This is a genomic window from Mesorhizobium sp. B2-5-11 (assembly GCF_006440835.1).
In the GTDB taxonomy this organism is placed as follows: Bacteria; Pseudomonadota; Alphaproteobacteria; order Rhizobiales; family Rhizobiaceae; genus Mesorhizobium.
Genome location: NZ_VFUK01000001.1, coordinates 207,609 through 226,643, shown reverse-complemented (window position 1 = coordinate 226,643; position 19,035 = coordinate 207,609). Strand labels below are relative to the sequence as shown.

At 63.6% G+C, this 19,035-nt stretch carries 16 protein-coding genes and 1 pseudogene; 12 read left to right on the top strand and 5 right to left on the bottom strand.

Annotated features, from left to right (window positions below; all coding sequences use genetic code 11):
• Positions 1-5: 5 nt before the first annotated feature.
• Genes FJ490_RS01050 through FJ490_RS01040 form a run of 3 tightly spaced genes read left to right on the top strand, consistent with a single transcriptional unit; the run spans position 6 to position 3,878 of the window.
• Complete coding sequence (locus tag FJ490_RS01050) at positions 6-959, top strand: ABC transporter permease (protein WP_140728328.1); 954 nt, start codon at positions 6-8, stop codon at positions 957-959.
• The gene (locus tag FJ490_RS01045) at positions 956-1,834 is read left to right on the top strand and encodes an ABC transporter permease (RefSeq protein WP_140497909.1); all 879 of its coding nucleotides are present in this window, start codon (positions 956-958) and stop codon (positions 1,832-1,834) included. Before FJ490_RS01050 ends, FJ490_RS01045 begins: the two co-directional genes overlap by 4 nt.
• Entirely contained in the window at positions 1,827-3,878 is a 2,052-nt protein-coding gene (locus FJ490_RS01040; protein WP_140559340.1) for an ABC transporter ATP-binding protein, read from the top strand. The genes FJ490_RS01045 and FJ490_RS01040 overlap by 8 nt, the downstream gene beginning before the upstream one ends.
• A 22-nt stretch (positions 3,879-3,900) precedes the next feature.
• Here the strand turns inward: FJ490_RS01040 and FJ490_RS01035 are convergent, their stop codons facing one another.
• Positions 3,901-4,803 carry a LysR family transcriptional regulator gene (locus FJ490_RS01035; protein ID WP_140559339.1) on the bottom strand — a complete coding sequence of 301 codons (903 nt, stop codon included), beginning with the start codon at positions 4,801-4,803 and terminating at the stop codon, positions 3,901-3,903.
• Positions 4,804-4,917: 114 nt separating this feature from the next.
• Here FJ490_RS01035 and FJ490_RS01030 point away from each other — a divergent pair, with 114 nt between their 5' ends.
• The 7 genes from FJ490_RS01030 to FJ490_RS01000 all read left to right on the top strand — a co-directional run bounded on the left by FJ490_RS01030 (position 4,918) and on the right by FJ490_RS01000 (position 13,434).
• A complete protein-coding gene (locus FJ490_RS01030; protein WP_140514720.1) occupies positions 4,918-6,573 on the top strand; it encodes an ABC transporter substrate-binding protein in 1,656 nt (551 codons plus the stop codon).
• Positions 6,574-6,746: 173 nt separating this feature from the next.
• On the top strand, positions 6,747-7,616 hold the full coding sequence (locus FJ490_RS01025) for a DUF427 domain-containing protein (RefSeq protein ID WP_140497901.1): 870 nt from the start codon (positions 6,747-6,749) through the stop codon (positions 7,614-7,616).
• An 80-nt stretch (positions 7,617-7,696) separates the two neighbouring features.
• The gene (locus FJ490_RS01020) at positions 7,697-8,461 is read left to right on the top strand and encodes an SDR family oxidoreductase (RefSeq protein WP_140514719.1); all 765 of its coding nucleotides are present in this window, start codon (positions 7,697-7,699) and stop codon (positions 8,459-8,461) included.
• Positions 8,462-8,912: 451 nt separating this feature from the next.
• The gene (locus FJ490_RS01015; RefSeq protein ID WP_140663106.1) at positions 8,913-9,887 is read left to right on the top strand and encodes an ABC transporter substrate-binding protein; all 975 of its coding nucleotides are present in this window, start codon (positions 8,913-8,915) and stop codon (positions 9,885-9,887) included.
• Between the two features lie 76 nt (positions 9,888-9,963).
• Complete coding sequence (locus tag FJ490_RS01010) at positions 9,964-11,049, top strand: glycine betaine/L-proline ABC transporter ATP-binding protein (protein ID WP_140663108.1); 1,086 nt, start codon at positions 9,964-9,966, stop codon at positions 11,047-11,049.
• Positions 11,046-13,022 carry an ABC transporter permease subunit gene (locus FJ490_RS01005; protein ID WP_140728119.1) on the top strand — a complete coding sequence of 659 codons (1,977 nt, stop codon included), beginning with the start codon at positions 11,046-11,048 and terminating at the stop codon, positions 13,020-13,022. The genes FJ490_RS01010 and FJ490_RS01005 overlap by 4 nt, the downstream gene beginning before the upstream one ends.
• Before the next feature lie 34 nt (positions 13,023-13,056).
• Positions 13,057-13,434: a GFA family protein gene (locus tag FJ490_RS01000; RefSeq protein ID WP_140685242.1), complete on the top strand. Its 378-nt coding sequence runs from the start codon at positions 13,057-13,059 to the stop codon at positions 13,432-13,434.
• A gap of 6 nt (positions 13,435-13,440) precedes the next feature.
• Here the strand turns inward: FJ490_RS01000 and FJ490_RS00995 are convergent, their stop codons facing one another.
• A complete protein-coding gene (locus FJ490_RS00995; protein WP_140685241.1) occupies positions 13,441-14,799 on the bottom strand; it encodes an NAD(P)/FAD-dependent oxidoreductase in 1,359 nt (452 codons plus the stop codon).
• 261 nt (positions 14,800-15,060) lie between these two features.
• On the opposite strand from FJ490_RS00995, the gene FJ490_RS00990 reads away from it, so the two are divergent.
• Entirely contained in the window at positions 15,061-15,783 is a 723-nt protein-coding gene (locus FJ490_RS00990) for an XRE family transcriptional regulator (RefSeq protein ID WP_140580709.1), read from the top strand.
• Positions 15,784-15,894: 111 nt separating this feature from the next.
• Positions 15,895-16,264 (top strand): annotated as a pseudogene (locus FJ490_RS33000) (endonuclease domain-containing protein).
• 128 nt (positions 16,265-16,392) lie between these two features.
• Here the strand turns inward: FJ490_RS33000 and FJ490_RS00980 are convergent.
• The 3 genes from FJ490_RS00980 to FJ490_RS00970 are packed head-to-tail and all read right to left on the bottom strand — an operon-like array spanning position 16,393 to position 19,001.
• Positions 16,393-17,433: a DUF3445 domain-containing protein gene (locus tag FJ490_RS00980; protein ID WP_140497883.1), complete on the bottom strand. Its 1,041-nt coding sequence runs from the start codon at positions 17,431-17,433 to the stop codon at positions 16,393-16,395.
• Between the two features lie 9 nt (positions 17,434-17,442).
• The gene (locus FJ490_RS00975) at positions 17,443-18,408 is read right to left on the bottom strand and encodes a PDR/VanB family oxidoreductase (RefSeq protein ID WP_140663114.1); all 966 of its coding nucleotides are present in this window, start codon (positions 18,406-18,408) and stop codon (positions 17,443-17,445) included.
• Positions 18,405-19,001, bottom strand: a complete 597-nt coding sequence (locus FJ490_RS00970; RefSeq protein ID WP_140497879.1) for a dimethylamine monooxygenase subunit DmmA family protein — start codon at positions 18,999-19,001, stop codon at positions 18,405-18,407. Before FJ490_RS00970 ends, FJ490_RS00975 begins: the two co-directional genes overlap by 4 nt.
• Between the last annotated feature and the right edge of the window lie 34 nt (positions 19,002-19,035).

The following is a 19,035-nucleotide window of genomic DNA, read 5'->3' as shown; positions in this document are numbered from 1 at the left end:
TAGCCATTCTCTCCTTCCTTGTCCGGCGCGTCTCGCTTTCGCTCGTCACGCTGTTCCTGCTCAGCATCATGGTCTTCCTGGGCGGGCAGGTGCTGCCCGGCAATGTCGGGCGCGCCATATTGGGGCCGTTCGCCGACCAGCGCGCCGTCGATGCGCTCAACCATTCGCTCGGCGTCGACCGGCCACTGCTTGCCCAGTACTGGAGCTGGATTTCAAACTTCGTCCAGGGTGACATGGGCACGTCCTACATCTTCCGCTCGCCAGTCGCCCCCTTCGTCATCGATGCGCTGGGGAGTTCGATGAAGCTGGCGGCGGTCGCCTTCGTGCTGGTGGTGCCGATCGGCATCCTTGGCGGCGTCGTCGCGGCCCTCAACCTCAACCGGCCGCTCGACCGCATCATCAGCCTTGGCGGCCTGTCGGTGACGGTGCTGCCGGAGTTCGTCACCGGCATCATCCTGATCCTGATCTTCGGCGTCTGGCTGCGCTGGCTGCCGATCTCGGCGGCATGGCCGCGCGATGCCGGTTTCTTCACGCAGCTTTACTACCTGATCCTGCCGGCGCTGCCGCTGTTCCTGGTGCTGTTCGGCTATATCGCGCGCATGGCGCGCTCGGGCATGATCGAGGCGCTCGATTCCGACTATACGCGAACCGCGGTGCTCAAGGGCCTGCCCTGGCGCACGGTGATCTGGCGCCATGTGCTGCGCAATGCGCTGCTGCCGACCATCACCGTCATTGCCACCCAGACCGGCTATCTCATCGGCGGGCTGGTGGTGATCGAGACGCTGTTCCGCTACCAGGGTATCGGCTCGCTGATCTTCACCGCTGCGCGCGGCAAGGATTTCCCGATGCTGGAATCGGGCATCCTGACCATCGGAATCGTCTATGCCGTGGCCACCCTTGTGGCCGACTTCCTCTATTCCGTGCTCAATCCACGCATCCGGCTGGGGTCAGAACAATGAGCGCCGTCCAGACCAGTCCCGCCAGACAGGACGACACCCGCCAGCGCAGCCCCCTGGCGGAGGTTTTGTCCTCGCTGCTTCGCTCCGGCACCTTCCTCGTCGGCATCACCATTGTGCTGTTCTGGGTCGCCTGTGCGCTGTTCGGCGAACATTTCGCGCCCTACGATCCGCTCGCCGACGACATCATCAACGCGCTGGCGCCGCCTTCGGCCGAACACTGGTTCGGCACCGACCAGATCGGCCGCGACGTCTTCTCGCGCGTCATCGTCGGCTCGCGCGACATCCTGACCGTGGCGCCGCTGGCGACATTGCTGGCGACGGTGGCCGGCACGGCGCTCGGGCTGCTCACCGGTTACTTCCGCGGCATCGTCGACGATGTCGTCAGCCGCATCCTGGAAGCCTTCATGGCAATCCCGGTGGTGATCGTGGCGCTGCTCGCCATCGTGGCGCTCGGCACGTCCAAGACCACCGTCATCGTGGTCATCGGGCTGAGCTTCGCGCCGATCATCGCGCGCACCGTGCGCTCGGCGGTGCTGGCTGAGCGCGAGCTCGACTATGTCGCCGCGGCCCAGCTCAGGCATGAGAGTGCGCTGCATACGATGTTCGTCGAGATCCTGCCCAACGTCATCCCGCCGATCCTGGTCGAAACCACCGTGCGGCTTGGTTATGCCATTTTCGCGGTTGCCACGCTTTCTTTCATGGGCTTCGGCATCCAGCCGCCGTCGCCGGACTGGGGGCTCTCGATTTCCAGCAATTACGGCATGATCGGCGGCGGCTTCTGGTGGACCGTGCTGTTCGACGCGCTCGCCATCGCCTCATTGGTGATCGGCGTCAACCTGGCGGCCGACGGCGTGCATGGAGCCTTCAATGACTGAACCCTCCAAGACCCGGAAGGCGAAGGCCCAGAACGCACTCGACCTCAACGACCTGTCGGTCGCTTATCGTGTTTCGGGCCGAAACCGGGCGGTGCTGCGCAATCTCAGCCTGACCATCGGCCAAGGCGAGGCCTATGGGCTGGTCGGCGAATCCGGCTGCGGCAAATCCACGGTCGCCCTTTCCGTCGTGCGCTACCTGCCGCGAAACGGTTCGATATCAGGCGGCGCGATCTCGCTCGACGGCCAGGACGTCATGAAGCTCGATGCCGAGGCGCTCAGGCAAATGCGCGCCGAAAGCGTCTCCATGGTCTATCAGGACCCCGGCAAGGCGCTCAACCCGTCGATCCGCATCGGTCGCCAGCTGACCGAGATCTTCGAGCTTGGGGGCAAAACGGGGCAGGCAGCCGAGGATCGCGCAATCGCCATGCTCAACCGGGTGCGGATCTCCGATCCGGCCAGCGTCATGCAACGCTATCCGCACCAGCTTTCCGGCGGCATGCAGCAGCGCGTGGCGATCGCCATGGCGCTGGCCAACGATCCTTCGATGCTGATCCTGGACGAGCCGACGACCGGCCTCGACGCGACCGTCGAAGCCGAGGTGCTCGACCTGATCGCGCAGCTGCGGCAAGAATTGTCGGCCTCGATCCTGTTCATCAGCCACAATCTCGCCGTCGTCTCCAACATGTGCGATCGCGTCGGCGTGCTCTATGCCGGCATGCTGGTCGAGGAAGGGCCGACGGAGGCCGTCTTCAACGATCCGCGCCATCCCTATACGGTAGCGCTGCTGCGCTGCCTGCCGCGCGGCGGCCAGCGCAAGGACCAGGGCCGCCTCGACACCATCCCGGGCTTTTTGCCCGGCATCGGGGCCGACATCAAGGGCTGCCCCTTCACCGACCGCTGCGCTCTCGCTACCGACCGCTGCCGCAACGAGTTGCCGCCGCTCTACGAACTGGGCGGCCGGCTGTCGCGCTGCCACTATCACGAGAAGGCGCAATCCCTGCCGCGCGCGACGCCCAGCGACGCGCCCGCCGCGCCGAAAGCCGCAGCCGCGCCGGTATTGCGGGTCGCCGGGCTGAACAAGACCTTTGCCAGCCATGGCCATTCGCTGCGCGCGGTGAAGGACGTGTCGCTCGATCTCAGGCCGGGCGAAACGCTCGGGCTGGTCGGCGAATCCGGCAGCGGCAAGACCACTTTCGCCAGGCTGCTGCTCGGCCTTGTGCCGCCCGACGACGGCGGCAGCATCGAGCTCGAGGGCAAGGCGCTGGCGCCGCGGCTGGGGGACCGCAGCGACGACCAGGTCAAGGCGATGCAGATCGTCTTCCAGAATCCGGACTCCGCACTCAACCGGTCGCATTCGATAAGGCATCTGATCGGCCGCGCGCTGAAGCGGCTGGCGGGCTTGAGCGGCAAGGCGCTCGAGGCGCGCCTCGACAACCTCGTCCGCTCGGTGCGGCTGACCGACCGGCATCTGGCCGTGAAGCCGCGCCAGCTGTCGGGCGGACTGAAACAGCGCGTTGCCATAGCGCGCGCCTTCGCCGGCGATCCACGCATCGTCGTGTGCGACGAGCCGACCTCGGCGCTCGACGTGTCGGTGCAGGCCGCGATCCTGAACCTGCTCGCCGATCTGCAAGCGGAGGAAGACGTCAGCTACATCTTCATCTCGCATGACCTTGGCGTGGTGCGCTACCTCTCCGACAAAATCGCCGTGCTCTATCTCGGCCGCATCATGGAGCTCGGCCCGTCGGAAGACGTCTTCTCCGGCCCGCATCATCCCTACACCGAAGCGCTGCTGTCGGCCGTGCCCAGGCTCGACCAGACCGAGACGGCGCGCATCCGTCTCGACGGCGAAATCCCCAGCGCCGCCAATCCGCCGCCGGGCTGTGTCTTCCACACGCGCTGCCCACGCAAGATCGGCCCGATCTGCGAACAGCAGGAACCGCCGCTGGCCGAGGCGCGCCCCGGACACTCGATCCGCTGCCATATTCCCTACGCGGAACTCGCCAGGCTGCAGAGGCCGGCAGCGGTCGATACCGAGCCGGCGTAGCCGAACATACGGCCCCTGCCCTTCACGGATGGCCGGCCATGCTGAAGGACCGGTCGCCCTCGGCAAAGCCCTGCTCGCCGGCCCAATCCCTCGTCAGTGCCCGCAATCCCGCCAAGGCCACGTCGAGCACATCCGACGACGCCGGATTGCTGGGATAGGCAAGATAGATCGGCCGCTGGAACACGGGCGTGTTCGCGACGCGTTTCATTTCGCCGCGCTCGATATGGGCGCTGACGGCGCTGAGCGGCAGATAGGCGGCGGCTTGCTGCGACAGCACGTGCTGCAACCCGATGAAGACCAGGCCGGCCGAAATGGCCGGCTTGACCATGCCGGCAAACGCCCGATCATGCTCGATGCGGAATTCGAGCCCCCAGTCCATCAGTATGTAATTCTCGGTCCATGGCTTCGTCTGCGCGGCATGCTGGACAAGCACGACCTGATCGACGGCCAGCGTTTCGTAAACGATTCCGGGATGCGGCCGCGGCAGATAGAGGATGCAGATGTCGAGCAGGCCTTCGGCCAGTTGGTCGATCGCCAGATCGGGAAAACTGCCCTCGAGCCGTAACGCAACGTTCGGCCGCTCGGCGCGCATCCATTCGACCCATGGCGAAGTGATGCGCTCCCACAGATAGGCGGGCGCGGTCAGCCGCAGCAGTGTTTCATAGCCATCGGGAACGGCGATGTCCTGCCTCGATTGCTCCCAGGTGCGGGTGATGGCGGACGCATGCGGCAGGAACTGGCGGCCGGCCGGCGTCAGCGTGATGCCATCGCGGTCGCGGACGAAAAGCCGTCGCCCCAACTGCTCCTCCAACACTCTTATCCGCGCACTGACGGTGGACTGGGCAAGGTTCAGCCGATTGGCCGCGACGGTGAAGCTGCCATGCTCGGCAATCTCCAGGAAACTGCGCAGGTTTTCGGTGTCCATGTCTTGGCTCTCCGCATCGAAAATTCCGATGGCCCCTATCAAAAAATATCGCTTTCCGCTGGCGGTCAACGATGAACTAGATGGCCTGCCCCAATACAAGCGAGGATTGCAGCCATGCCGAAGCGTTTCGAGAGGATCGACATCGCCCGCCGGAATCTCACTGCAATCGAAAATTCCGCTGTCGACGAATTGCTGGCCGGCCGGCTCGACCGACGCGATTTCCTGCGCCATGGCAGCGTTCTCGGCCTTTCGCTGCCGTTCTTGGGCAGCCTTCTCGCCGCCGCCGGTCTCGGCACGCAAGAAGCCCGCGCCGAAGGCAAACCGGGCGGCACGGTGCGCGCCGGCGTGGCGACGCCGGGCGGGGCCATCGATCCCGTCACCTACTACGACAGCGGCAGCTACCAGCTGGTTTTCCAGACCGCCGAATTCCTCTGCGTCACACAGCCGGACCTCACGCTGAAGCCGGTGCTGGCGGAAAGCTGGTCGCCGAACGAGGACGGCAGCGTCTGGACGTTCAAGCTGCGCAAGGGCGTGAAATTCCACAATGGCGAGGACTTCAAGGCCGACGACGTCGTCGCGACCTTCGACCGGCTGGCCGACCCGGACGGGGCCTCGAACGCGCTTTCGGTGTTCAAGGGCCTGCTGTCGAAGGGCGGCACCCGCAAGGTCGACGACCACACCGTCGCCTTCCATCTCGACGTGCCGAACGGCAGCTTTCCCTATTCGGTGTCGATCGACAACTACAATGCCGTCATCCTGCCGGCGAGCTACAAGGGCGATTACGAAAAGACCTTTGAAGGCACCGGCCCGTTTCGGCTGGAGAGCTACACGCCGAAAGTCGGCGCGACCTTCATCCGCAACCCCGATTATTGGGGCGAGAAGGCGCTGCCGGACCGGCTCGAGTTCAAATTTTACGGCGATGTCCAGCCGCGCATCCTGGCGCTGCAGGCCGGCGAAGTGGACATTCTCGACGCCGTTCCACTCGATGTCAGCCAGGTGGTGCTGAACAGCCCCGACATCACCGTGCTGCGCGTCGCCTCGACCGCGCACCGCCAGCTTCACATGCGCTGCGACATGGCGCCTTTCACCGACAAGCGCGTGCGCCAGGCACTGGCGCTGTGCATCGACCGTTCCAAGCTGGTGGACGGGCTGTGCCGCGGGATGGCGGCGACCGGCAATGACAGCCCGTTTGCGCCGGCCTTCCCCGCGACCGACAGAACGGTGCCGCAGCGCGCCCAGGACATCGCCAAGGCCAAGCAGCTTATGGAAGCCGTGGGCCTCGGCAGCGGCTTCGACATCACGCTGACGACGCTGCGCTACTCCGACATTCCCGGCTACGCGCAGCTGTTCCAGAACTTCGCCAAGGAGATCGGCGCGCGCGTCTCGCTCAACATCGAGGACCAGGACAAATATTACGGCAAGGCGGTGTTCGGTCAATCGGACTGGCTGGACAGCCCGCTCGGCATCACCGACTACGCCCATCGCAGCGTGCCGAACGTGTTCCTGAAAAGCCCGCTGGTCAGCGACGGTCCGTGGAACGCGGCGCATTTCAAGAGCCCAGCCTATGACGGCATGGTCACTTCCTATCTCAAGGCGCTCGACATCGGCGCACAGCGCGCGGCGGCGTCAGACATCCAGAAGCTGCTGCTCGACGAGACGCCTGTCATCTTCAGCTATTTCCCCGACCTCCTGGTGCCGGTGCGCAAGAATGTCAGCGGGCTGCCGCCGATCGCCGCCGGCCTGCTGCTCGACCGGGTGTCGCTGGGATAGAGGCTGGATGGACAATTTCTGATTTCGGGCGGCGAGGCTATCCGCCAGCGGGCTGCGAAGGGCGATGGGGGGCCATTGTTCGAGCCGCTCGACTCAGGAGAAGCCCGCCGCCCGGAAACCCACTCCGATACGATGACTCAATCCAGGTCCATCTCGCTTTGCGCGAACACTCGATGACAAAAGAAAAGAAACGGGAGACTACCATTCGCAAGCCTCATTTGCGCGGCCGCGGGCCGCATTTTCCCTTGCTCGACACGATCGTGCAGTATGAGTTCGAGCCCGGCTACGTCGCCTTCACCATGCCGATGCAGAAGCGGCTGCGCGTGCAAGTGGGATCGATGATCGTCGCCGACACGACCAGGGCGCTGGTGTTCTACGAATCCGATCACCTGCCGGTCTACTACTTCCCGATGAGTGACGTGCGCGAGGAGTTCCTGCTGCCGAGCAGGACGACGACGGAAGATCCGTTCAAGGGCCTGGCTACGCACTACTCGCTCAACACCGGCATCACGCTGGTCGAGGATGCCGCCTGGCGCTATCTCGACCCGGTCAAGGGCTGTCCGCCGATCGCGGACTACATGTCCTTCTACTGGCCCAAGATGACGCACTGGTATGAGGAGGACGAGGAGATCTTCGTCCACGCCCGCGACCCGTTCCGGCGGGTCGACTGCCTGCCGTCCTCACGGCGGGTGCAGGTCATCCTGGACGGCGAGCAGGTCGCCGATTCACGGCGCGGCGTGTTCCTGTTCGAGACCGGCCATCCGGTACGCCATTATCTGCCAATCTCCGACACGCGGCTCGATATGTTCGCGCCCAGCCGCTACATCTCGCGCTGCCCCTACAAGGGCATCTCCAACTACTATCACGTGACGACGGGCAAGAAGCGCCACGAGAACCTCGTCTGGTATTATCCCGAGCCGGTGCATGAGGCGGAGCGCATCAAGGGCCTGGTCTGCTTCCATCACGAACTGGTCGACAAGATCCTGGTCGACGGCGTCGAGATCCCGAAAGAAGCCACGGCCGCCTCCGACGGCTATTTCTAGCCGTGTCGCCATGCCCGCGCTGAAGGCTTGATCGGAACGCGGGACAGCGCATACCCTCCCTGAAGCAGGGAGGGCTATCGATGGATCTTTTCAAGCTGGACGGCGATGTCGCGCTGGTTACCGGTGCCGGCAGCGGCATCGGCCAGGCAATCGCGATCGGATTGGCGCAGGCCGGCGCCGACGTCGCCTGTTTCGGCCATGCATCGAAGGGCGGGCTGGAGGAGACCGCACAGCGTATCACCGCGCTTGGGCGCAAGGCGCTGGTGCTGACGGGCACGGTGACGTCCGAGGGCGATCTCGCGGCGGCGACCGACCGCGTCGAGAGCGAACTCGGCGCCCTGACGATTGCCGTCAACAATGCCGGCATCGCCGGATCGGAGCCGGCCGAGACAATGGCCCTGGAGACGTGGCGGAAGGTGCACGAGGTCAATGTCGCCGGCGTGTTCCTGTCCTGCCAGGCCGAAGCGCGCAAGATGCTGGCGCGGCGCAAGGGCTCGATCGTCAACATCGCCTCGATGTCGGGCACCATCGTCAATCGCGGGCTGACGCAGGCGCATTACAATTCCTCGAAGGCCGCCGTCATCCACATGTCGAAGAGCCTCGCCATGGAGTGGGCCGACCGCGGCCTGCGCGTCAATGTGGTCAGCCCGGGCTACACGCTGACGCCGATGAACAAGCGGCCGGAGGTGGCGGAAGAGATAAAGATCTTCAAGCGCGACACGCCGATGGGGCGCATGGCGGCGCCCGAGGAAATGGTCGGGCCGACCGTGTTCCTGGCCAGCCGCGCGTCGAGCTTCGTCACCGGCCTCGACCTGATCGTCGATGGCGGCTACGTCTGCTGGTAAGGTGGCTCGGCAGGTGGGTTGGGTGCGACCTCGCCTGCGGTCCGAATTATGCATCCAGCAAAGCCTTAGTCGTTGCGCGCGATGAACGTTGGTATATATAATTTTCATCCCATGAAACCGTCCTGGCGATGGGGCTTGCCGGGCCGATAGCCGAGGTCAGGGGACCCTGATGGCTCGCATTTTGCAGGGCGCCATAAGGCTGGCAATCGACCGGCAGGTGATCGCTGTCGTAGCGATGCGTCGGCAGCTATGACGCCGACCCTCTCAGCACCATTTCCGCAAATCAAAAACTCAGCACAATCCCGCCTGCGCCGGTTTTGGCCGCGCGATGGCGGAAACGGCCTTGCGCAAAGGCAGGTCTTTCCAACACAATCAAGAAAAAACCCAACAAGGGCAGAAAGACGCAAGAAGGGAACGAACGATAACCGTCACAGCTTGAAGGAGAACAAGCATGTCATTTCGGAGCAGAGTTTCTAAACTGTGCCTGGGCGCCGCCGCGCTCGCGGCACTGAGCCTGCCAACGCTTTCCGTCCACGCCGCAGCCCCTGAATCCAACGACCCCATCAAGATCGCGCTGTTCGACTGGACCAGCGTCAACCTCAACGCCAAGATTCTCGGCGGCATTCTCGAAAAGCTCGGCTACACCGTCGAATATCCGACCGCCGATTACCTCTCCAGCCTGACCACCGGTCTCACCAATGGCGACCTCGATGTCGGCCTGGAATTCTGGGACACGACCGCCGGCGAGGCGATGAAGGCTTCCGATGCCACCGGCCAGACCGAGCGCCTCGGCAAGCTCGGCCCCAAGGCCAAGGAAGAGTGGTGGTTCCCCGAATATATGAAAGAGAAATGCCCCGGCCTGCCCAATTGGGAAGCGCTGAAAGACCCGAAATGCGCCGAGGCCTTTTCGACAGCCGAGACGACACCCAAGGGTCGTTATCTCGGCGGTCCGGTGACCTGGGAGGGTTTTGACGACGAGCGCGTCGAGGCACTCAAATTGCCATTCACAGTCATCCACGCCGGCACCGACGCGGCGATGTTCGCGGAGCTGGATTCGGCCTATCAGCGCAAGGCGCCGATCATGCTGTGGATCTATTCGCCGCATTGGGCGCCGGCCAAATACAAGGGCGAGTGGGTCGAATTCCCCGAATACACGCCCGAATGCTACAGCGACCCGAAATGGGGCACGAATCCCGATGCCAAATATGATTGCGGCAAGCCGCATGGCGAGATCTGGAAATATGCCTGGAACGGCATGAAGGACAAATGGCCCGTCGCCTACAAGGTGGCCAAGGCCTACACGGTCGACACCGACGAGCTCAACAAGATGAGCGGCGAGATCGACCTCGGCGGCAAGACGCCGGAGGACGTCGCCGCCGCCTGGATCGCCGTCCACGAAGCCGACTGGAAAGCCTGGGCACAGTGATTGCTCCGACTGGAGAATGAGACCCGGCCGTCGATCGGCCGGGCCTCAATCGTCGATATTCCAGAAGGACGCTTGAATGCCTGACAAGACCGAACAGGGATCAAACGTTGCGGGCGCGCCAAAGGATGCCCGCCCGATAAAGCTGGCCTGCCGCAATGTCTGGAAACTGTTCGGTTCGAACGCGGCCAGTTTCATCCGCGAGCGCGACGGCAAGGCCAGCATGGCCGATGTCGCCGCTGCCGGACTGGTCGGGGCGGTACGCGGCGTCGATCTTGAAATCCGCCAGGGCGAGGTCTTCACCATCATGGGGCTCTCGGGGTCGGGCAAGTCGACCCTGGTGCGCTGCATGTCGCGTCTGGTCGAGCCGACGCACGGCAAGGTCGAGTTCGAGGGCAAGGACCTGCTCAAGATCTCCGATGCGGCGCTCATCGAACTCAGGCGCCACCGCATGGGCATGGTGTTCCAGAATTTCGCGCTGCTGCCGCATCTCAACGTGCTGGACAACATCGCCTTTCCGCTCAGCATCCAGGGGCAGGACCGCGCGACGCGCGAAGCACGCGCCCGCGACGTGATCGAGCTTGTCGGCCTGCGCGGCCGCGAGCATTTCTATCCGCGCGAACTTTCAGGCGGCCAGCAGCAGCGTGTCGGCATCGCCCGCAGCCTGGCGACCAAGCCGGAGATCTGGTTCCTCGACGAGCCGTTCTCGGCGCTCGACCCGTTGATCCGCCGCGAGATGCAGGACGAGCTGATGCGATTGCAGACCATGCTGCACAAGACCATCGTCTTCATCACCCATGATTTCGACGAGGCGATAAGGCTGGCCGACCGCATCGCCATCATGAAGGATGGCGAAGTCATCCAGATCGGCACGCCGGAGGAGTTGGTGGTTGATCCCGCGACCGACTATGTCGCCGAATTCACCCGCGACGTCGACCGCGCCAAGGTGATCTCGGCGAAGAGCCTGATGCGCGCCTGCGACGGCGCCGAGCATGGCGGCACGGTGGCGCCAGAGGCCAAGATTGCCAGCTTCTCGGCCAGCATCGTCGCGGCCGGCAGACCGTTCGCGGTGGTCAACGGCAGCGGCAAGCCGATCGGCGAAGTCACGCCGCAAGCGGTGATCGACCTGCTCGCCGGCATCGAGCGGTCAGGAGCCGGTGCATGACAGTAACGGCAAGCGCCAGTGGGACGAGGCCGCGACCGGCGCAGACCCGGCTGCTGGTCTGGGCCGCAGCGCTTGCCGTGGTGCTGGTCGTGTTCCTGCTCCAGGACAGTCTCCCCTGGGCTGCCAACTATCCGGCCGAGGCGATCGTGCCGGTCGCCGATTGGGTCAGCGCCCTGATGCGCTGGATAAAGATAAACCTGTCATGGCTGACGCGGTCGATCACTGCCGTGCTCGGCGTGCCGCTCGATTTCGCGCTCGACCTTCTGGCAAAGAATTTCAAGATCGGCCACGGTGCCGACGCCCATATGCTGCCGCGCCTGTCCTGGATCGGCGTCTGCGCGGCGGCGTTTGTCGCCGGGCATGCCGCTGGCGGCCGCAAGCTCGGCATGCTGGTCGGCGGCTGTTTGCTCTACATCGCGCTGTTCGGCCAATGGACCAGCGCCATGCTGACGCTGGCGCTGATTTCCATCGCCGTGCCATTCTGCATCGCCACGGGATTGTTCGTCGGCATCTGGGCCTGGCGGAAACCCTGGGCGGAGCGGCTGGTGGTCTCCCCTGCCCTCGATCTGATGCAGACCATCCCGACCTTCGCGTACCTCATCCCGATGCTGCTTCTGTTCGGCAACAGTCCGGTTTCGGCGATGATCGCCACCGCCATCTTCGCCACGCCGCCAATGGTGCGGGCAACGATGCTCGGCCTGTCGCGGGTGCCGTCCGAGATCGACGATTTCAGCGAGATGGCCGGCTGCACGGCGCGGCAGAAACTGTGGCGCGTGCTTTTGCCGTCGGCGCGGCCGACGCTGATGGTCGGCGTCAACCAGGTGATCATGCTGGCGCTGAACATGGTGATCATCGCCTCGATGATCGGCGCCGGCGGGCTAGGCTATGACGTGTTGCTGGCGCTGCGTGCGCTGAAGGTCGGCGAAGCCATGGAAGCGGGGCTGGCCATCGTGGCGCTAGCCATCGCGCTCGACCGGCTGAGCCAGGCCATCGCCGCCAACCATGCAAAAGGTCACGTCCACCGGCAAGTCCAGCCCGCCTTCTGGCGGCGCAATCTGACGCTGGCCGTCGCCATCCTGATCGTCACCACACTGCTTGGCCTCTTCGTGCCTGCCTTCGCGGCGGTGCCGAAGGCGATCACCTTCACCACCGCGCCATTGTGGAAAGCGGCGGTGAATTGGGTGACGATCAACTTCTTCGATGTCATCGAGGCGTTCCGCGTGGCGCTGATCCTTAACGTGCTGAACCCGGTGCGGGCCTTCTGCGAGGGCTTTCCGTGGCTGGGCGCGGTGTTCCTGCTCGGCCTTGCCGGCTATCAGCTTTCCGGGTTGCGCCTGGCCGCTCTGGTGGCAGTGCTGACCGCCTTCTGCGCCGTCACCGGGCTGTGGGAAAAGACGATGGCGACGGTCTATCTCTGCGGCATCTCTGCTTTCATCGCTTGCCTGATCGGCATTCCCATCGGCCTGATGGCCGCGCGCAGCGATCGCGTCGAGAAGGTGATCACGCCCGTCATCGACACGCTGCAGGTGCTGCCCTCCTTCTGCTTCATCATTCCGGTGGTGATGCTGTTCCGCGTCGGTGACGTCACCGCGATGATCGCAACGATCGCCTTCGCCGTGGTGCCGGCGATCCGCTATACCAATCACGGCATCAGGCAGGTGCCGCCGGCGCTGATCGAGGCGGCCAAGGTTTCGGGCTGCACGCAGCGCCAGACCTTTTTTCGCGTGCAATTGCCGCTCGCGCTGCCCGAGATCATGCTGGGCGTCAACCAGACGATCCTGATGGCTTTGGCGATGATCATCATCTGCGCCATGGTCGGCACCCGTGATCTCGGCCAGGAGGTGTTCATCGCGCTGTCCAAGGCCGATTCCGGCCGCGGCATCGTGGCGGGCCTCGCCATCGCCTTCATCGGCATCGTCGCCGACCGGCTGTTCAATGCCTGGACGGCGAAGGCACGGGCGAGGCTGGGTTAAAGCTCAAGCGGCGAACTTATCAAGGGAGGAAGACATGACCAGCAGGATTGCCCGCTGCTCCTGTGGCCAATTGCAGATCCGCTGTCCGCAACAGCCGGCCAAAATATCGCTTTGCCACTGCCTGGATTGCCAGCGGCGCACCGGCAGTCCGTTCGGGATAGCGGCTTTCTTCGATGCCGACGCGATCGACATCGACGGCTCATCCCAGACATTCCGGCGCAATTCCGACAGCGGCTTTCCCGTCACTTTCCACTTCTGCGGAAACTGTGGCTCGACGGTGTTCTGGTATCCGTCGCGCAAACCGGAGGCGGTCGCTGTCGCGGTCGGCTGTTTCGCCGATCCCTCATTCCCTGCGCCGACGCAAGCCGTCTATGGCGAAAGCCGCCACGACTGGGTCGTGTTGCCGGCCTGAAAGCCGCTACTCCGCCGCGACGCCATTCACCTCCAGATAGCTCTCCATCGAATCGTCCAGCGCCTGAAGCCAGGGCGTATGGTGCAGCGGCGCCATGGTGCCGGTCATCAACGAGCGGTAGGAATGGTCGCGGAAGCTCATGATGTCTTCCACCTTGTGATGCTCCCATTCCATGAAGGTCTGGTTGACCGCCTCGACGTCGAAGCCGGGATAGTCGGTCTGGTCCATCAGTTCCTTGGTGTAGTCGCCCTGGAACCAGATCATCTGCTCGGCGTCTTCCAGCGTCTCCTCGCGCGCCCGCCATCTGGCACCGTGCTCGGCCATTGCCTGCGCGGACGGCAGCTTGATGCGGCCCATGATGACGTCGCGCGCGTACCAAGCCTGCGCGTCGAACATGTTGAAAGTGTAGAACTGGTCCTGCATGCCGATGTAGAAAAGCTTCGGGTTCTTCTCCCAAACGACGCCTTCATAGAGATCCAGCGGCCACATGCGGTTGGCGGTCTTGAGCTTCAGGTCGTCGGTGAGGAAGGGGAAGGAATGGAGATAGCCGGTGCACAGGATGATTGCGTCGATATCCTTGGTTGAACCATCCTTGAAATGCGCGGTCTTGCCGACGACCTTCTGCAGCAGCGGCACCTCTTTCCAGTTCTCAGGCCATTTGAAGCCCATCGGCTTGGAGCGGTAGCTCGAGGTGATCGACTTCGCGCCGTATTTGTAGCATTGCGAGCCGATGTCCTCGGCCGAATAGGAGCGTCCGATGATCAGGATGTCCTTGCCCTTGAATTCCATCGCGTCGCGGAAATCGTGGCTGTGCAGGATGCGGCCGTTGAAGGTCGAGAACCCCTCGAAATAGGGAACGTTTGGCACCGAGAAATGCCCGGAGGCGACGACGACATTGTCGAACTCTTCCGAATAGGTGACGTCATTGGTGCGGTCATGCGCGGTGACGGTGAATTTCTTCGTCTCGTCCGAGAAGGTCACCATGCGCACAGGACTGTTGAAGCGCACCCATTTGCGCACGCCTGACTTTTCGACGCGGCCCTTGATGTAGTCCCACAGCACGGCGCGCGGGGGATAGGAGCCGATCGGTCGGCCGAAATGTTCCTCGAACGTGTAGTCGGCGAATTCCAGGCATTCCTTCGGCCCGTTCGACCAGAGATAGCGATACATCGAGCCGTGCACCGGATCGCCATGTTCGTCGAGGCCGGTGCGCCATGTATAATTCCACAGGCCGCCCCAGTCGGACTGCTTTTCGAAGCAGACGATCTCGGGAATGTCTGCCCCTTTGTCGGCCGCTGACTTGAAGGCCCTGAGCTGTGCTAGGCCGGACGGTCCGGCCCCGATGACGGCAACGCGAGTGTTCATGTCCGGGCCTCCATTTTTTTGATTTCCCCAGCGAAACAAATTTCACTGGCAGTGACAGTAATTGGCCCTCCGGCACTGTCAACAGCCATCTGCGGGAACGGCGTTTGCGCAAGGCGGATTCCTGGCGAAGAACCCGCATTGCCCGAAATCGCGGGATTGGCGCATGCGGCATAAGACGGCTTGCCGACGCGGCTGCGCTCATGTATCGCCACCGAATATGTTCACCTTGAGTGAAATAAATCCGCGAAGTCCGGGGGCGACATGGCGAAAAACGCTTCAAATCCAAAGGCCGGTGCTGGAGCCGGCGGCGCAAAGGCAAAGCCGCTGCCAAAGGTCTCGGTGGACGGGAAGACCATCCGCGCGCCGCTTACCCAGAACCCGCACGCCATCCGCGACACGCGTGAAAAGGTGCTGGAAGTGGCGATCGGCCGCGAGGTGCGCGCGTTCCGCAAGAAGCTCGGCATCACCGTCGCCGATCTGGCGGTCGCCACCGACATTTCGCTGGGCATGCTGTCGAAGATCGAGAACGGCATCACCTCGCCGTCGCTGACCACCTTGCAGGCGCTGTCGCGGGCGCTGGGTGTTCCCGTCACCGCCTTCTTCCGCCGCTTCGAAGAGGAGCGCAGCGCCGTTTTCGTCAAGGCGGGCGAAGGGTTGGACGTCGAGCGCCGCGGCACGCGCGCCGGCCACCAGTACAATCTGCTTGGCCATATCGGCTCAAACACCAGCGGCGTCGTCGTCGAGCCCTATCTGATCACGCTGACCGAGGATTCGGACGTGTTCCCGACCTTCCAGCACGAGGGCATGGAATTCCTTTATATGCTCGAGGGCGAGGTCATTTACCGGCACGGCAGCAATCTCTATCCGATGAAGCCCGGCGACAGCCTGTTCTTCGACGCCGACGCCCCGCACGGACCGGAGCAGCTGACGAAACTGCCCATGCGCTATCTGTCGATTATTTGCTATCCGCAGAGCGCGGGTTAACGGGGCTCGATTCCTTTTTTACAGCATTGGCGATTGGCGAAAGCCGAAGTGACATCCGATCTCCCCCCTTGAGGGGGAGATGTCCGGCAGGACAGAGGGGGGCGAACCGCGATGACGCATAATCTCGTATCCTCCAACAACCGCCGCAATGCGCGCAGGATGCGCAAGGTGATGACCGACGCCGAACTCAAGCTCTGGAATGAGATCAGGGCACGTAGGTTGATGGGACTGGGGTTTTCGGCGCCAGATGCCTATCGCCGGCCATATCGTCGATTTTGCATGCCCGGACAAAAAGCTGATCGTCGAGCTTGATGGTTCCCAGCATGGCCAAGCCGAAGCGTTGGAATTGGACGCTGCAAGAACCGCCAAGTTCGAAGCCCTGGGCTGGACCGTCCTGCGCTTCTGGAACGACGATGTTATCCGCGACATCGACAGTGTCTGCCAGCATGTCGTGATTGTGGCCGGGCTGGGCGGCGGGTGAGTTTCGCGGAGCGTTAGAGGTTGGACATTGGGCAAGGCCTGCGCTCCACGGCGCCCCTTCTGCCCTGCCGGGCATCTCCCCCTCTTGGGGGGAGATTGGCTGCTTGGAGGGCAGCGTCAATACAGCAATCAATCCGGCCCGAATCCCGGGCTCGTCGCACTGCCATCATCCAATTTCGACAGCCACTCGACCAGTGTCGGGCGGTAGCGCGTCAGCCCCTTGTAGGTGGCAAGCTCCTCGGGCAGGTCGCGGACGACGCGGTGCAGGCGGCGCGCCCATTTCGGTTGCGTCACCAGCTCGTCCATCTTGATCAGGTAGCAGCGGATCGGGAAGACGATGGCGTTGGAGCGCGGCAGGCGCCAGAAGCTCTGCAACTCGACGCGCAGATGCACCTTGTCGCCGACATTGTCGGGCGTCACCGTCGCCCGGTCCGGGCCCCATTTGTGATAATTCTCGGGGCTGGTGTCGAGGCGCGGATTGACGGTCATGGTCCAGTTCAGGCGACGCGCCGGCTTGCCCTGCTGGATGTTGATGAGGAACTTCAGCGCCCTGACGAAAATCCCCTTTTCATGTGCCAGCGGTACCGGCGCGTGCCACTCGAAGAAGTTCATGCCGATGTCAAAATCGAGCGACCAGTCGGCCTGGGTGGTGACCATTCCGGCATCCATCCAAAGATTGCCGTCGCGCTGATCGAGGATGCAGAAATCGCCCTGGCTCTGGCGGGTGATGTACTCCATCGGCCCGTAAGGCAGCGTCGTTGTGTCGCCGAAGGTGAAGGTGTCGTCGATGCCGAGCGGCCGGTTGATCCAGCGCCAGCGATCGCCGTCTCGGGTCAGCGTGAAATGCTCGGGATAGCCCAGCGCCTGCTGCTCCATCAGAAGTTCGAGCAGATCCCAGCCGGCGAGCGTCATGTGCGGCAGCGACTGGCAGCGCAACGGATCCTCGGCCAGGACCAGAGCGCGGTCCTGCATCTCGGCGACATAGTGCTCATCGACATCTATCAGGTTTTCCAGCACGCTGCCCTTCGGACCGACGACATGCGGCTCGATGTTGACCGCATACATGTAGCTGTCTTCATGGAACGGAAACGGGAACCGCCTGATGTGCTCAGGGCTGTTCCTGAAGGTGAAGTCGTCGCGAAACGTTTCCTTGCGAAAGGTGATGCCCAAGCTCGCCTCCTATCTTTCCAAGACCAGCGATTTGCCTTCGAAGCGCGACACGCACGGCATGATCTTGCAGCCGGAGCGATGATCTTCCTCGCTCAGCCAATGGTCGTTGTGGATGAACTTGCCGTCGGACGCGATGACGTTGGTTTCGCATTGGCCGCAAACGCCGCCGCGGCAGAGATAGGGCGGATCGACGCCGGCCGCCTCGATCGCCTCGAGCAGGCTCTGCTGCTCGCCGACCCGGATGGTCTTGCCGCTGACGGCCAGCGTCACATCGAAGGGCAATCCCGGTTGCGGCGCCGCGAAATGCTCGAAATGCACGGTCTCCGGTGGCCAGCCAAGCGCGGCGGCGCGCTCGCGCACCCAGCCGATCATGCCTGCCGGACCGCAGACATAGAGATGCGTGCCGAGCGGCTGCGACGACAGCAGCCGGTCGAGGTCTATGCGTTCCCCGCGGTCGTCGTGATAGAGCCGGACCCGGCGGCCGTAGCGCTGTTGCAGCACATCGGCATAGGTGCCGAGCGAAGCCGTGCGGCAGGTGTAGTGCAGTTCGAAATTGCCGCCCTCGCCTGCCAACTGCGCGGTCTGGGCCATGAAGGGCGTGATGCCGATGCCGCCCGCCAGCATCAAATGTTTCTTCGCCCGGAGATCGAGTGAGAACAGATTGACTGGATAGGAGATCACCATCTCCAGGCCGGGCTTGACGCTCCGGTGCATAAACAGCGAGCCGCCCCGGCCGACATCGTCGCGACGTATCGAGATCGTGTATTCGCGCGTGTCGAGCGGCGAGCCCATCAGCGAATAGGGATTGAGCCTTGTGCGGTCGCCGTCGCGCATCTCGACCACGACATGGGCGCCGCCTGAAAAGGTCGGCAACAGCTCGCCGTCGCGGCGGCGGAAATGAAAGCGGGTGACCAGCTCGTTGACGGGCACAACATCGCTGACGACGACGTCGAGCTTGGTGGTGCCGGTGCTCATCGGAAGACCTCCTCGAACGGAGGAATTTCGCTGCGATCCTCGGCATTGATGCAGACGCCCTGGAACGCCGCCAGCCGCCGCGAATAGTGGTCGCGTACCAGAAGTAGCAGGCCGCAATGCGAGCAGGTGGCGGGTTGCGTCGTTACATTCTCGGTGATGCCCTTGCAATGCACGCACTGCACGCGGCGCGCCAGCGAGCCGCGATGTTCGGTCTGGATCGCGGTGTGGTCGATGCCGGCATCGAGCGCCACCTGCATGGCCTGGCCGATCAGCCCTTCGGTACCGGCGAGATAGAGGCGCAGGCCCATATGCGCGTTATCAAGCGTCTGTTTCAGCCGCGGCAGCAGACTGGCGAAGGACGGCGCCTGGTGGAAGCGCGCCGGTTTCAGCGCTTCGAGAGCGGCGACTTGCCTGTCGTCCGGCCCGGGAATGAAGACGATCTCGGCACCGTCGAAGAACCCGTCCGGAGCCGTTTTGGCCATGTCCGCTATCGCGAGCGCACCCTCGGCATCGGCGATGAAAAGATGGTGCTTGCCGGGCTGCGGAGACAAGGTTCCGTAGACGGGCCGGCTGATGATCGACTTGGCTGCCATTCTCTGCTTCGTGCCTCGAACCCTCGCCTTCGAC

What these genes read in the sequence shown, in the direction of transcription:
- FJ490_RS01015 (WP_140663106.1), top strand. Translation starts at nt 8,913, where the DNA reads ATGTCATTTCGGAGCAGAGTTTCTAAACTGTGCCTGGGCGCCGCCGCG.
- FJ490_RS01020 (WP_140514719.1), top strand. Translation starts at nt 7,697, where the DNA reads ATGGATCTTTTCAAGCTGGACGGCGATGTCGCGCTGGTTACCGGTGCC.
- FJ490_RS01010 (WP_140663108.1), top strand. Translation starts at nt 9,964, where the DNA reads ATGCCTGACAAGACCGAACAGGGATCAAACGTTGCGGGCGCGCCAAAG.
- FJ490_RS01025 (WP_140497901.1), top strand. Translation starts at nt 6,747, where the DNA reads ATGACAAAAGAAAAGAAACGGGAGACTACCATTCGCAAGCCTCATTTG.
- FJ490_RS00975 (WP_140663114.1), bottom strand. Translation starts at nt 18,408, where the DNA reads ATGAGCACCGGCACCACCAAGCTCGACGTCGTCGTCAGCGATGTTGTG.
- FJ490_RS01035 (WP_140559339.1), bottom strand. Translation starts at nt 4,803, where the DNA reads ATGGACACCGAAAACCTGCGCAGTTTCCTGGAGATTGCCGAGCATGGC.
- FJ490_RS01045 (WP_140497909.1), top strand. Translation starts at nt 956, where the DNA reads ATGAGCGCCGTCCAGACCAGTCCCGCCAGACAGGACGACACCCGCCAG.
- FJ490_RS01040 (WP_140559340.1), top strand. Translation starts at nt 1,827, where the DNA reads ATGACTGAACCCTCCAAGACCCGGAAGGCGAAGGCCCAGAACGCACTC.
- FJ490_RS01000 (WP_140685242.1), top strand. Translation starts at nt 13,057, where the DNA reads ATGACCAGCAGGATTGCCCGCTGCTCCTGTGGCCAATTGCAGATCCGC.
- FJ490_RS00990 (WP_140580709.1), top strand. Translation starts at nt 15,061, where the DNA reads ATGGCGAAAAACGCTTCAAATCCAAAGGCCGGTGCTGGAGCCGGCGGC.
- FJ490_RS01030 (WP_140514720.1), top strand. Translation starts at nt 4,918, where the DNA reads ATGCCGAAGCGTTTCGAGAGGATCGACATCGCCCGCCGGAATCTCACT.
- FJ490_RS00995 (WP_140685241.1), bottom strand. Translation starts at nt 14,799, where the DNA reads ATGAACACTCGCGTTGCCGTCATCGGGGCCGGACCGTCCGGCCTAGCA.
- FJ490_RS00970 (WP_140497879.1), bottom strand. Translation starts at nt 19,001, where the DNA reads ATGGCAGCCAAGTCGATCATCAGCCGGCCCGTCTACGGAACCTTGTCT.
- FJ490_RS01005 (WP_140728119.1), top strand. Translation starts at nt 11,046, where the DNA reads ATGACAGTAACGGCAAGCGCCAGTGGGACGAGGCCGCGACCGGCGCAG.